Origin of the sequence: Pseudobutyrivibrio sp. AR14 (genome assembly GCF_900101325.1) — a bacterium.
In the GTDB taxonomy this organism is placed as follows: Bacteria; Bacillota; Clostridia; order Lachnospirales; family Lachnospiraceae; genus Pseudobutyrivibrio.
This window is the reverse complement of record NZ_FMUY01000001.1, coordinates 238,257-251,513: the sequence shown is the minus strand read 5'-3', so window position 1 is coordinate 251,513 and position 13,257 is coordinate 238,257. Positions and strand designations below refer to the sequence as shown.

The 13,257-nt window shown below is 38.5% G+C and carries 12 protein-coding genes; all 12 read right to left on the bottom strand.

Going from position 1 to position 13,257, the window contains the following annotated elements:
* Positions 1-37: 37 nt before the first annotated feature.
* On the bottom strand, positions 38-922 hold the full coding sequence (locus BLP50_RS01160) for a hemolysin family protein (RefSeq protein ID WP_090149666.1): 885 nt from the start codon (positions 920-922) through the stop codon (positions 38-40).
* A gap of 96 nt (positions 923-1,018) precedes the next feature.
* Positions 1,019-1,786, bottom strand: coding sequence for a hypothetical protein (locus tag BLP50_RS01155; RefSeq protein WP_090149664.1), 768 nt, complete (start codon positions 1,784-1,786; stop codon positions 1,019-1,021).
* Positions 1,787-1,794: 8 nt separating this feature from the next.
* Positions 1,795-2,427, bottom strand: coding sequence for a redox-sensing transcriptional repressor Rex (locus BLP50_RS01150; RefSeq protein ID WP_090149662.1), 633 nt, complete (start codon positions 2,425-2,427; stop codon positions 1,795-1,797).
* A gap of 59 nt (positions 2,428-2,486) precedes the next feature.
* A complete protein-coding gene (abc-f, locus tag BLP50_RS01145; RefSeq protein WP_090149660.1) occupies positions 2,487-4,391 on the bottom strand; it encodes a ribosomal protection-like ABC-F family protein in 1,905 nt (634 codons plus the stop codon).
* Positions 4,392-4,454: 63 nt separating this feature from the next.
* Complete coding sequence (locus BLP50_RS01140) at positions 4,455-6,536, bottom strand: polyribonucleotide nucleotidyltransferase (protein ID WP_090149657.1); 2,082 nt, start codon at positions 6,534-6,536, stop codon at positions 4,455-4,457.
* A 161-nt stretch (positions 6,537-6,697) separates the two neighbouring features.
* Positions 6,698-6,964 (bottom strand): 30S ribosomal protein S15, encoded by a 267-nt coding sequence (rpsO, locus tag BLP50_RS01135; protein ID WP_090149654.1) that lies wholly within the window; start codon positions 6,962-6,964, stop codon positions 6,698-6,700.
* Between the two features lie 136 nt (positions 6,965-7,100).
* A complete protein-coding gene (locus BLP50_RS01130) occupies positions 7,101-7,748 on the bottom strand; it encodes a DUF4340 domain-containing protein (protein ID WP_090149650.1) in 648 nt (215 codons plus the stop codon).
* Between the two features lie 191 nt (positions 7,749-7,939).
* Positions 7,940-9,214 carry an adenylosuccinate synthase gene (locus BLP50_RS01125; RefSeq protein ID WP_090149648.1) on the bottom strand — a complete coding sequence of 425 codons (1,275 nt, stop codon included), beginning with the start codon at positions 9,212-9,214 and terminating at the stop codon, positions 7,940-7,942.
* A gap of 40 nt (positions 9,215-9,254) precedes the next feature.
* Complete coding sequence (locus BLP50_RS01120; protein ID WP_090149646.1) at positions 9,255-10,127, bottom strand: DegV family protein; 873 nt, start codon at positions 10,125-10,127, stop codon at positions 9,255-9,257.
* 262 nt (positions 10,128-10,389) lie between these two features.
* Positions 10,390-12,024 (bottom strand): chaperonin GroEL, encoded by a 1,635-nt coding sequence (gene groL / locus BLP50_RS01115; RefSeq protein WP_090149643.1) that lies wholly within the window; start codon positions 12,022-12,024, stop codon positions 10,390-10,392.
* Between the two features lie 26 nt (positions 12,025-12,050).
* Positions 12,051-12,335 carry a co-chaperone GroES gene (locus tag BLP50_RS01110; protein WP_015549795.1) on the bottom strand — a complete coding sequence of 95 codons (285 nt, stop codon included), beginning with the start codon at positions 12,333-12,335 and terminating at the stop codon, positions 12,051-12,053.
* Between the two features lie 190 nt (positions 12,336-12,525).
* Entirely contained in the window at positions 12,526-13,248 is a 723-nt protein-coding gene (locus BLP50_RS01105; RefSeq protein ID WP_090149640.1) for a DUF308 domain-containing protein, read from the bottom strand.
* Positions 13,249-13,257: the final 9 nt, after the last annotated feature.

Below are 13,257 nucleotides of genomic sequence, written 5' to 3'. Positions count from 1 at the left end.
AAATAAATCTCAAAAAATTATATCAAATCACGGGTACTTATTCAACGTGACTTTTCCTTCTAACAAAAACCTCTCCAATGACTTTTTCAGTGACATTTTTAATGAAATAAACGAAATTATCATCTTCAAGTTTGAAGCTCTTGCCATCCTCTGGAATCTTGCCGTACAAGGAAATTAGATAGCCATTAAGCGTCTCGAAATCATCTGAAAGCTTAACGCCTATTTTCTCTTCTACCTCCTCCAGACTGCAGCCACCATCCATAATAAATGTATCATCTGGTCTCACCTCGATGGACGCCTCGTCATCATCATGTTCATCAGATATATCACCTACGATTTCTTCTAAGATATCCTCTAAAGAAAGCAATCCTGACACCTGTCCATACTCATCTAAAACAATAACCATGTGACGCTTTTTAGATTGCATCTTAGCAAATAGCGTGTTGATTCCGTGAGTTTCAGGCACAAATTCAGCAACAGACATCAAATCCTTTAAGTCCTTAACCTTAAGATTGTCAATGTCTTTGTCATAGTAGGTTAAGATATCTTTTATATGTAAGATACCTATAATGTTGTCTAAATCCTCAATATAAACAGGATAACGGCTCATATTGTTATCATTAATGAATGAAATAGCCTCACGTAATGTGGACTCACCATCAATGGCAACTATATTCTTGCGATGGGTCATTATATCCTTAACATCAGTATCCGAAAACTCAAAAATATTTTGAATCATCACAGCCTCAGACGCTAGAATATTACCATCCTCATGGCCCTCGTTAACTAGTGAAATAACATCTTCCTCGGTGACATTTTCCTGTTTTGAACGTCGATATAGAATAATAAGTCCTATAAGTTCAACAATTGCAAATACTGCTAAAGCAGTAATTAAAATATAGGGATTCGACCCGTCTTCCATATAAACTCCTTTCAAAAATAGGTTAATCTAACACTAATATTTTACCATAAGTCATAAAAAAAGACTAAACTTTATAAAGTCTAGTCTTTTATAGATTTATTGATTTTCTTCAGCTGATTCAATAGACTCATCTATTTCATCAGAATCCTCTTTTGTCTCCTTAGAAACCGCATCTAAATCTACATCTTCTAAGTTAACATTAGATAGGTCTGCGGCCTCCTCCTCAGAAGATTTCTTAGCTGATTTATCGTCAGCTTTGTCATCAGCTGTACCAAGATAGAAATCCCCATTTTGTAAGTCGAATAAATTAAGAACTTCCATACCAAAAACATCATGCATATATGAGTAAATCTCTTTATTATTAATCTCTCGATTATGCTTTCTAATGACATTTTTCTTAAGCTGGACACGGATATCCTTTATCCAGTTAGTAATCTCCTCAGCCTCTTGAGAATTAGTGCGAAGCTTATCATAGCAATAATCCATGGAGGCAAGCATAAGCTGCTTATTGACCTCCTCTGTCTGATTAGGAATATCCATCAGCTCATCCTCTGCAGAAGCTATGCGTTCTTTACACTCTTCCAAGAGACGCTTATCATCATCAAGCTTCTTAGAAACCAAATCGGAAGTGCCTTCCATGTTAGACATAACAGAAGACATAAGATTCTCTTTGACTTTCTTTAAATCTTTCAGCTCCTTTTTAAGCTCTGCCTCTCTCTTTAAAAGGTCATTTTCTCTAGTTTCTAATTCTTTAACATTGCTAGGCTTGCCGCCTAGAGCAAACAATCTATGCCACTTTTGATCCAATATAAGCATTGGAACTTTTATTTTAGCAATTGCTGCAGAATAATCATGCTCCCCCATAAACTCACCTACTTATTCTTATGCTGAGTAATATTATAAGATAACTGCATTAAGCTATCAGACAAATGAACGTTTTCGATAACCACATCTGGAATATCATCCAAATCAACATGGGCAAAATTCCAAATTGCATGGACGCCAAGAGATACAAGCTTGAGAGCTGTAGCCTTAGCATTTGATTTTGGAAGGGTTAGCGCCGCAATCTCAACATCATTATTCTTAATGAATTCAGGAAGATCCTCTAGCATCTGAACAGGAAGATCTCTAACCATCTTGCCTTTGAGTTCAGGATTAACATCAAAAAGTCCAATTATTTTAAATCCAACTCGCTCAAATTTAACATATCCTGCTATGGCCTGGCCTAAATTACCAGCACCGATAACAATAACATTATGGGTGTCATGAACACCAAGTATATTACCAATTTCCTCGTGGAGATAAGCAACATTATAGCCATAGCCCTGCTGACCAAAGCCACCAAAATTGTTCAAATCCTGTCTAATCTGAGATGCGGTAACATGCATCCTCTTACTTAGATCATTAGAAGAAATTCTTTCCACACCATCATCTAATAATTCGCCTAAATAGCGATAATATCTAGGCAATCTCCTGATGACAGCCTGAGAAATCTTTTTATCCAAAGCGTAAGCCTCCTAAAATCTATTCAATAAATTAATTATAAAATCTGTCTAAAAGCATGTCAAGGATTTAACAATCCCCACTCATCGTACAATTCTTCAAGGCGAGAATCTATTTCTTTCTGCTTAGCGGTAAGCTCGTTAAGCTTGGCAGAATTGGTCATATTTTCAGGCTTTAAGAACTCCTCTTCTATAGCTGCCTTCTTGGATTCAAGGGTCTCGATTTCCTCTTCAATTTTAGAAATCCTGTTTTGAAGCTTTCTTTTTTCAGCTTCTATTCTCTTCTGTTCCTTATAGTCAAGCTTAGCTGCAGTCTCTTCTGAGGCCCCAAGGGATACAGACTCAGTCTGTGTTCCATAAAGCTGTTCTTTTTTAGCAATGTAATCATCGTAATTGCCCAAATACTTTATAAGCTTTCCATCAGAGAGCTCAAGAATCATATTTGCAGTTCTATTTACGAAATATCGATCGTGGCTGACATACAAAAGTGTACCGTCATATTCATTAAGAGCCTCTTCTAGCATCTGCTTAGAATCCATATCAAGATGGTTGGTAGGCTCATCGAGAATGAGTAAATTAGACTTGGAAAGCATAAGCTTTGCCAAAGACACACGTCCTCTTTCTCCACCGGACAAATCACTAATCCTCTTGAATACATCATCTTCAGTGAACATGAATGCAGCCAAGGTATTTCTTACCTTTGTTTCAGTCAAAAATGGATAGGCATCATGCAACTCACTAAAAATAGTATTAGTTTCAGTGAGCCCCTGCTGTTCCTGATCATAGTAACCCACAGTAACATTGACACCAAAGCGAATTTCTCCTGATTCAAAATCAGTAAGACCATTGATACACTTTAAGATAGTTGTCTTACCTGTTCCGTTATCACCTAAAATAGCAATCCTATCACCCTTGTGTACCTCAAATGATAAATCAGTGAAGATATTTTTATCCTCATAGGATTTTGTCACATGAGAAAAATCAAGAACATCCTTGCCACTTTCTTTTTCTATTTCAAGAGTAAGTCGCATCTTAGGCATGTCCTTATCAGGAGCATCCATCACATCCATTTTATCCAAAAGCTTTTTGCGGCTCTCTGCTCGCTTGATTGATTTTTCTCTGTTAAAAGACTGAAGCTTATCGATAACAGCCTTTTGATGTTCAATCTCTTTTTGCTGCTTCTCATAAGAGCGCTCATAAGAAATCATATAAATCTCTTTTTGCTGCATAAAGGCAGTATAATTACCGGTATAGACACTAGTCCTACCGTAAGACAAATCAACCACATGGTCAGCTATCTTATCAAGAAAATATCTATCATGGGCTACAATAATCACTGCTCCCTTGTATGAAGAAAGATACCCCTCTAACCACATAATAGATTTTAAATCCAAATGGTTAATAGGCTCATCTAAAAGCAATAAGTCAGGTGAAGAAGCCAGAAGTCTACCAAGAGAAACTCTTGTCTTTTGACCACCTGAAAGCTCGTTCATGCTCTTATCGAAGTCCTCTTGTTCAAAGCCTAATCCCTTTAAAATACCAATAGCCTCAGAGCGGAATGTATACCCACCCTGCAAATCAAACTGATGCTGTAACTTATGATAATCATCCATGAATTTAGCCATTTCAGAATTATCAATTGAACTCATCATACTTTCCATTTCAGAAAGTCTTTTTTCCATGGAAAGTAAATCTTCTCTAGCGCTAAGAACTGTATTTAAAATGTTAGAACTAAAGGCATCCTCTTGATACTGAGCAAGATAGCCCATTGTGGCATCTTTTTTCAGAGTAACTTCACCATCATCTGCCATTATTTCTCCGATGATAATTTTAAGTAAAGTAGATTTACCTGTACCATTGTTACCTACAATAGCTACTTTAGAGCCCTCATCAACAGTAAATGTCGCATCCTTTATTATATTGTCTTCACCGTATGATTTATATATATGAGATACGTTTAATAACATAGTATTATTCCTAAAAAAGAGCGCCTGACCAAAAGCCAGGCGCCAATAAATCTAAATAATTAATTACTGACAATCCTTGATTGAGAAGCTGATGCGTCCCATCTTGTCCTTGCCAAGGCAAACGACCTTAACAGTATCACCAAGTGTAAGAACATCCTCAACTCTATCAATTCTTTCCTTAGCAATCTTTGAAATGTGAACCATTCCTTCTTTACCAGGAGCAAATTCAACGAATGCACCAAACTCTTTGATGCTAACAACCTTACCTGTAAGAATCTGATCCTTCTCAAAATCAGTTGTAATGATTTCAATCATCTTCTTAGCTTCTTCCATCTTAGCAGCATCTGTACCGCAGATAGAAACATTGCCCTCGTCAGTGATATCAATCTTAACATCGCATCTAGCAATGATTTCGTTGATTGTCTTACCACGCTGTCCAACTACATCACCAATCTTCTCTGGATCAATTGTAAGTTGGATAATCTTTGGAGCATACTCGCCAACTTCCTTACGTGGCTCAGCGATTGCCTTGCTCATGCAGTTGTCCATGATGAAGAATCTAGCCTCACGACATCTTGCGATAGCGCCCTCAACGATTGGACGTGTAAGACCATGAATCTTAATATCCATCTGGATAGCTGTAATACCTTCTTTTGTACCTGTAACCTTGAAGTCCATGTCGCCAAAGAAGTCCTCAAGACCCTGAATATCTGTAAGAAGAACGAAATCGTCATCTGTATCGCCTGTAACAAGACCACATGAAATACCAGCAACCATAGCCTTAAGTGGAACACCAGCAGCCATAAGTGACATACATGAAGCGCATGTAGAAGCCATTGATGTAGAACCGTTAGACTCAAATGTCTCTGAAACGGCACGAATAGCATATGGGAACTCCTCTGTTGAAGGAAGTACTGGAAGAAGTGCTCTCTCAGCAAGTGCACCATGACCAATCTCACGACGTCCTGGACCACGAGATGGCTTTGTCTCACCTACTGAATAAGCAGGGAAGTTGTAGTGGTGCATATATCTCTTCTCTGTAACAAATGCATCAAGTCCATCGATCTTCTGTGCTTCAGAAAGTGGAGCAAGTGTTACAACATCACAAATCTGTGTCTGACCACGAGTAAACATTGAAGAACCGTGAACACGTGGAATAATATCAACCTCAGCTGCAAGTGGACGAATCTGATCAAGCTGACGTCCATCTGGACGCTTGTGATCCTTAAGAATCATCTTACGAACTGTCTTCTTCTCGTACTGGTAAATAGCCTCACCAAGCACTGCAAGCCACTCTTCGTTCTCAGCAAATGCCTCTTCAAGACGCTCAGTAATCTGACGGATATTCTCCTCACGAACCTGCTTCTCATCAGTGAATACTGCCTCTTCCATCTCTGCTGGAGGAACAAGCTCCTTCATCTTTGCAAAGAGCTCCTCTGGAATAGCACATGATGTATACTCATGCTTTGGCTTGCCACACTCAGCAACCATCTGCTCGATAAATGCAATAATTGTCTGGTTAACATCATGACACTTGTAAATAGCCTCAATCATCTTGTCCTCAGGGATGATATTAGCACCAGCCTCAATCATGATAACCTTTTCTTTTGTAGAAGCAACTGTAAGCTTAAGGTCACCCTTATCCCACTGCTCCTGTGATGGATTGACAATAAGCTCACCATCAACCATACCCATCTGAGTCATAGCGCAAGGGCCATCAAATGGAATATCTGAAATACATGTAGAAATAGCAGCACCAAGCATAGCAACAAGCTCTGGACGGCACTGTGGATCTACAGCCATAACCATATTATTAAGTGTTACGTCGTTGCGGTAATCCTTTGGGAAAAGTGGACGCATAGGTCTATCAATAACACGAGATGTAAGAACAGCATTCTCAGATGCCTTACCCTCTCTCTTGTTAAATCCCCCTGGAATCTTACCAACAGCGTATGTCTTCTCTTCGAACTCAACTGAGAGTGGGAAGAAATCGATACCATCACGTGGCTTATCTGATGCAGTAGCAGTTGAAAGAACTGTTGTGTCACCATACTGAATAAATGCTGCTCCATTAGCCTGAGCTGCAACTCTGCCGATATCAACACGAAGTGTTCTACCAGCTAATTCCATTGTAAAAGTCTTCATGGTTTTCTCCTTTAAATATACTTTATATTTAAGCTCGAACCCGAAACTACTGAAAACGAAGCGACTCCTATATCTTTCGCTCAGAATTCAGTGGCTTCGGATTGGGCTTTTACGCTAAACATTAGAAAACGAGCGGAGTAAAACTACTCCGCTCATATAGATTACTTTCTTAAGCCAAGACGCTCAATGATTGAACGATATCTCTCAATGTCAGTATTCTTAAGGTAAGCAAGAAGGTTTCTTCTCTTACCAACCATCTTCATCATACCACGACGGCTGTGATGATCACCTGGGTTAGCCTTAAGATGCTCTGTAAGCTCTGAAATACGAGCTGTAAGAACTGCGATCTGAACCTCTGGAGAACCTGTATCACCAGCTGTTCTAGCATACTCATTGATAATCTGCTGCTTCTTCTCTTTTGTAATCATTTTATTACCTCCTAAATTGTAAATATGCCGTAACTAAGGTGAAGGTCGGAGTGTCCTAAACCTGAGTCACAGTAAAAATAATACCTGAAATATATTAACACAGTATATTATTCTTGTAAATAAAGTCTTTCATAAATTATGAAAGGCTAAGTAACTCCTCAACAGAGTACTGAAGAACATTGGAAAGCTTACCACTATTAACATAAACAGTAGAGAAATCATAATTTAAAGCAAAATACACATTACAATTCTCATCACTGCAATTACCAATAGATATAAGAATCTCATTACCTCCAGCATCCTTAATAATGCACATAGGAGATTCTTGGCTAAGACCGTACTCCATAGCATCAGCTTCGTCATCAAGCTCAATTATATCTACAACTCTTATGTCACAAAGATAATTAAGAATCTTATCGATTCTGTCCCCATTAATCTCCATAGAAGGATCATCAACATAAATCCATTTATCATCCTTCTTTTCAAAATTCAAAAGGATGTTGTTAGCATCAGTAATAGAAAACTCATAGATTTCATCCTTAGGAAGGTATAAAATTTGTTCTCCATCATCAGTAATCTCACTAGCCTGATCAAGCTCTGCAGCGTGTGGAAATTCTACATCTTCAAGAACCTCTTCTGTCTCGTCAGTGGAAACAGGCTGTTTGTCATCCATATCATTTTCTGTGTGAGTCTTTTTAAAAATAAATATTCCAAATAAAACAATTAGCAAAACACCAACTGTTAATAAAGATATTTTTAAGATTTTTTCTTTGTTCTTAAGCATCATACTCTCCCAATGTATAAAACAATAGCAACTGACATAAACTGGTAAAATTAATTAATAACTAAAATGATTATAACTAAAAGCTATGTTATTTCATGTCATTTACGAAATGTTTCACAAAACTTTTAAATTTGCCAATCTGCTAATAATAAAAGCCCCGCAGGTAAATCCCACAGGGCAAAATATTTAAATTATCTATAGATGATATCATCTCTACCTGGTCCATTAGAAACCATTGTGATAGGGAATCCAATCTCTTTTTCAATAAACTCGATATATTTACGGCAGTTCTCAGGAAGATCCTCATACTTTTTGATACCGCTAATATCGCATTTCCATCCTGGGAGTGTCTTAAGTACTGGCTTAGCCTTCTCGAGCTTAGATGTAACAGGGAAGTCTGTTGTAACTTCTCCATCAATCTCGTAACCTACACAAACTGGAATCTCATCAAGGTAACCAAGAACATCAACCACTGTAAATGCTACATCTGTTGTACCCTGCATTCTACATCCATATTTAGAAGCGACACAGTCAAACCATCCCATACGACGAGGACGACCTGTTGTAGCACCGAACTCACCGCCATCACCACCGCGACGTCTAAGTTCATCTGCCTCATCACCGAAAATTTCAGAAACGAATGCACCAGCACCAACTGCTGAAGAATATGCCTTACATACAGTAACTACCTGCTTAAGCTCCTGAGCTGGGATACCTGCACCAATGCATCCATAAGGAGCAAGTGTAGATGAAGATGTAACCATAGGATAAATACCATGATCTGGATCCTTAAGAGTACCAAGCTGTCCCTCAAGAAGGATTGTCTTGTTCTCTTTGATTGCATTCCAAAGATAAGCAGAAGTATCGCATACATAAGGTGCAATCATATCTCTATACTCATGTAAAGTATCAAGAAGCTCTTCTGGAGTAAGAAGTGGCTTGTGATATAAATGCTCTAAAAGAACATTCTTCTGGTCACATGTACGGAGAACTTTTTCCTTAAGAAGATCCTCATCAAAAAGTTCCTGAACCTGGTAACCGATTTTAGCGTATTTATCTGAGTAGAATGGAGCGATACCGCTCTTTGTTGAACCAAATGAAGCCTTTCCTAATCGCTCTTCCTCATACTGATCAAAAAGGATGTGATATGGCATAACGATCTGAGCTCTATCAGAAACTAAAATCTTTGGTGCTGGAACACCTTTCTCAACGATAGAATTAATTTCCTTAATAAGAATAGGAATATTAAGAGCTACACCATTGCCAATGATGCTTGTGGTGTGATTATAAAACACACCTGAAGGTAATGTATGAAGAGCAAACTTACCATAATGATTCTTAATAGTATGTCCTGCGTTGGCTCCTCCCTGAAAACGTACAATAATGTCTGCATCTGCAGCCATCATGTCAGTAATCTTACCTTTTCCTTCGTCGCCCCAATTGGCACCTACAACCGCTTTTACCATAATTATCCTCCTAGAAAATGCCTATGATTAAAAATAATCACTAATCTATATCAATCAGCTTCTTAGTAATTGTACAAGCAAGAGCGCCTGGTCCAATATGACATGAAACTGATAATGATAACGGATCAATCCAAATATCCTTAACAGGGAATTCTTTGAGAAGTTCTTCTCTAAAAGCTATGGCTGCCTCTTCATTTTGAGTATGGGCTATAGAAATCTGCACCTCATCAAAATTGTCAGTCTTAAGAACATCTACCATGTCCTTTTTCAAGGCCTCAATCATAGTCTGCTTAGCAGCCTTAACAGTGCGGGCCATAGCATATTTATCAAGCTTCTCTCCATAGATAGAAAGAACTGGCTTAATCTTAAGTAACGAACCGATAGCAGCCACTGCAGGAGTAAGTCTGCCACCCTTTTTCAAATATTCAAGTGTATCTACAGTAATATAAATAGTTGATAAGGATTTAATCTCCATAAGTGCATCGCAAATCTCCTGAGCACTCTTACCCATATCTGCAAGCTTCTTAGCTTCTAATGCAGACATCTTCTGAGTAACTGAAATACGCTGATTATCAACTACAACAACTCTGCCATCATAATCATCTGCAAGCATCTTAGCTGTAGCGCAAGATGAAGAAAGACCTGATGACATAGGAATATAAACAAGCTCATCATAGTCCTCAAGGATCTTCTCCCAAGTATCCATGAGATTGCCGGTAATAGGCATGGAAGTCTTAATCTCTCCGCCCTGAGTAAGTTTCTGGTAAAACTCGTCCTGAGTCAAATCAATATCTTCGTAATATAATTCACCATCAATATAAAAAGGCATTGGCTCAACAAAAACGCCGAGTTCTTTGGACTCAGCCTGAGTAATGCCACTATTGCTATCTGTAAGTATTGCTACTTTGCTCATAAATCACCTCTATTAAAATTGGCTATTAAAATAAAAGCACCGACGATTATATTAACATAGTTGAAAACTAATTTAAACCTTTAACACCAATAAAAAGAAGTTTTTTGGTGGTATTGGAAACTACGTAAACTAGAGGCTTTAGCCACTATGATGTTTTATTGGCATGTATTAAAATCGAATAGGTAGTCAGCAAAAAAGTAGCTCCTTTCAAAAAACTTTGAAAGGAGCTACTTTTATTGCTAGCATGACTACCTATTCGATTTTAATACATGCCACCCATTCCTGCACCAGCGGCTGCGGCTGCAGCTGCGTCAGCAGCAGGATCTTTGATGTCAGCAACAACAGACTCTGTTGTAAGAAGTGTTGATGCAACAGAAGCTGCATTCTGAAGAGCTGTACGTGTAACCTTAACTGGATCAAGGATACCAGCCTTAACCATGTTTACATACTCCTCATTATAAGCGTCGAATCCGATTCCGTCTTCTGACTCACGAACCTTGTTAATGATAACTGAGCCTTCAAGACCAGCATTAGCTGCGATGTAGAAAAGTGGAGCCTCAAGTGCCTTAACAATTACATTAGCACCTGTCTTCTCATCACCTGTAAGTGTATCAGCAAGCTCTGCAACCTTCTTCTGAACATGAATATAAGCAGAACCACCACCAGAGATAACGCCTTCTTCTACAGCTGCACGTGTAGCATTTAAAGCATCCTCCATACGAAGCTTAGCTTCCTTCATCTCTGTCTCAGTAGCAGCACCTACACGAATAACTGCAACACCACCAGCGAGCTTAGCAAGTCTCTCCTGAAGCTTTTCCTTATCAAACTCTGATGTAGTCTCATCAATCTGACCACGGATCTGAGCTACACGAGCCTCGATTGCAGCCTTATCGCCTACACCATCAACGATAACTGTGTTTTCCTTATTAACCTTAACTGACTTAGCACGGCCAAGCTGCTCAAGTGTAGTATCCTTAAGCTCAAGACCAACTTCCTCAGAAATAACCTGACCACCTGTAAGAATAGCGATATCCTGAAGCATCTCCTTACGTCTATCACCATAACCTGGTGCCTTAACAGCTACTACATTGAATGTACCACGGAGCTTGTTAAGGATAAGAGTTGTAAGGGCCTCACCCTCGATATCCTCAGCAATGATAAGAAGTCTAGCACCAGACTGTACAATCTGCTCAAGAACTGGAAGAAGCTCCTGAATATTAGAAATCTTCTTATCTGTAATAAGAATATATGGATCATCAAGATTAGCTTCCATCTTATCCATATCTGTGCACATATATGCTGAGATATAACCTCTATCAAACTGCATACCTTCTACAAGGTCAAGCTCTGTCTGCATTGTCTTAGACTCTTCGATTGTGATAACACCATCGTTAGAAACCTTCTCCATTGCATCAGCAACCATCTGACCAACTTCATCATCGCCTGCAGAAATAGCTGCAACTCTAGCGATCTGCTCCTTGCCATCTACTGCCTTTGACATAGCAAGAATTGCCTCTGTAGCACAATCAACTGCCTTCTTCATACCCTTTCTAAGAACGATTGGGTTAGCACCTGCAGCAAGGTTCTTCATACCTTCCTTAACCATAGCCTGTGCTAAAACTGTAGCCGTAGTAGTACCGTCACCTGCCACATCATTAGTCTTTGTAGCAACTTCCTTTACAAGCTGAGCTCCCATGTTCTCGAATGCATCATCAAGCTCAACATCCTTTGCAATTGTAACACCATCATTTGTAATAAGTGGAGCACCATAAGACTTTGCAAGAACAACATTACGTCCCTTTGGTCCAATAGTAACTCTAACTGTGTTTGCTAATTTATCAACGCCAGCTTCAAGAGCCTGTCTTGCCTCTGCGCCGTACTTAATCTCTTTTGCCATCTCAATCTACCTCTCTTCTATATTAATTATTCAACTACTGCAAGAATATCATTCTGGCGAACAATAATGTACTCCTCGCCCTCAAGCTTAACCTCTGTGCCAGCATATTTTGAATAAATAACCTTCTGACCTTCTTTAACCTGCATAGTAATTTCCTTACCGTCTACGACCCCACCAGGACCTACAGCGATAACAAGAGCCTCCTGTGGCTTTTCCTGTGCTGCTGAAGCAAGAATAATTCCAGACTTAGTTGTCTCCTCTGCCTCGCACTGCTTTAATACAACGCGATCTGTTAATGGAACTAACTTCATTTTATATTACCTCCTAAAATAATAATCTTTTTCATCTGTTAGCACTCTAATGTTTCGAGTGCTAACCACAAAAAGTATAATAGGATTCTGTATTAATAGTTGCAAGTAAAAAGCTTTAGCTATTTTCTACAGAATCCTACTTTTTTCTCGTTTTTTCTCTTTTTTACTCTATTTTTCTCATGAATATATATTATTCATCAAACAAATCATCTGAACCAGGCTCCAATTCAACCTTTTCTACAACTGGAGTTTCAAATGATGGTTCGTCCTCAAATATACTATCCTCTGGAGCAGATACTTCTTCAGTATGTTTGGCTGGCTTAACATTAGCCTCCTTCTTATGACCATGAATACCAATAACCATAAGCAACATTGAAAGAAGTGATAATCCGCCAATAATAATGAAATAAAGGCAAGGAATCAGATTTCCTGAGAAAAATACTATTTTTTCAAAGAATCCAAAGTAAATACTAGCAGCTATAGAGCATGCTCCAAAGAGAAAGCTTAAGAACCATGTGGCCTTTCTCATGTAAAATAGCGCAAATGACTGCTGAAGCATAATTGTTCCAAGCAATGCTCCTGCAAAAATAATAATAAAATCAAGGAATACTACAACAACATTGGAAAGGAATAAAAATCCAGAACCAATAATTGCTAAAATAACGCCCATGGTAAAACCATAATTGCAGATGCTTTTATATTCCTGCTTGAAAAAGTATTTAATCATGTAATATGCGCCAAAGCAGATAAAACATGCCCCAACAGCAATTGAAGCAAATGAATAAATCATATCGCTAACTGAGTCAGCATTCAAAACAAGTAGGCAAATACCTAATGCTAAAAATGCTAGTGCGGCGAAAATATTAGCTATAACTCCGCCTTTTGCTGGTTTAGTTTCTTCGTAATTAGACATAGGTCCCTC

What these genes read in the sequence shown, in the direction of transcription:
- BLP50_RS01160 (WP_090149666.1), bottom strand. Translation starts at nt 922, where the DNA reads ATGGAAGACGGGTCGAATCCCTATATTTTAATTACTGCTTTAGCAGTA.
- BLP50_RS01155 (WP_090149664.1), bottom strand. Translation starts at nt 1,786, where the DNA reads ATGGGGGAGCATGATTATTCTGCAGCAATTGCTAAAATAAAAGTTCCA.
- abc-f (WP_090149660.1), bottom strand. Translation starts at nt 4,391, where the DNA reads ATGTTATTAAACGTATCTCATATATATAAATCATACGGTGAAGACAAT.
- BLP50_RS01140 (WP_090149657.1), bottom strand. Translation starts at nt 6,536, where the DNA reads ATGAAGACTTTTACAATGGAATTAGCTGGTAGAACACTTCGTGTTGAT.
- rpsO (WP_090149654.1), bottom strand. Translation starts at nt 6,964, where the DNA reads ATGATTACAAAAGAGAAGAAGCAGCAGATTATCAATGAGTATGCTAGA.
- BLP50_RS01130 (WP_090149650.1), bottom strand. Translation starts at nt 7,748, where the DNA reads ATGCTTAAGAACAAAGAAAAAATCTTAAAAATATCTTTATTAACAGTT.
- BLP50_RS01125 (WP_090149648.1), bottom strand. Translation starts at nt 9,214, where the DNA reads ATGGTAAAAGCGGTTGTAGGTGCCAATTGGGGCGACGAAGGAAAAGGT.
- BLP50_RS01120 (WP_090149646.1), bottom strand. Translation starts at nt 10,127, where the DNA reads ATGAGCAAAGTAGCAATACTTACAGATAGCAATAGTGGCATTACTCAG.
- groL (WP_090149643.1), bottom strand. Translation starts at nt 12,024, where the DNA reads ATGGCAAAAGAGATTAAGTACGGCGCAGAGGCAAGACAGGCTCTTGAA.
- BLP50_RS01110 (WP_015549795.1), bottom strand. Translation starts at nt 12,335, where the DNA reads ATGAAGTTAGTTCCATTAACAGATCGCGTTGTATTAAAGCAGTGCGAG.
- BLP50_RS01105 (WP_090149640.1), bottom strand. Translation starts at nt 13,248, where the DNA reads ATGTCTAATTACGAAGAAACTAAACCAGCAAAAGGCGGAGTTATAGCT.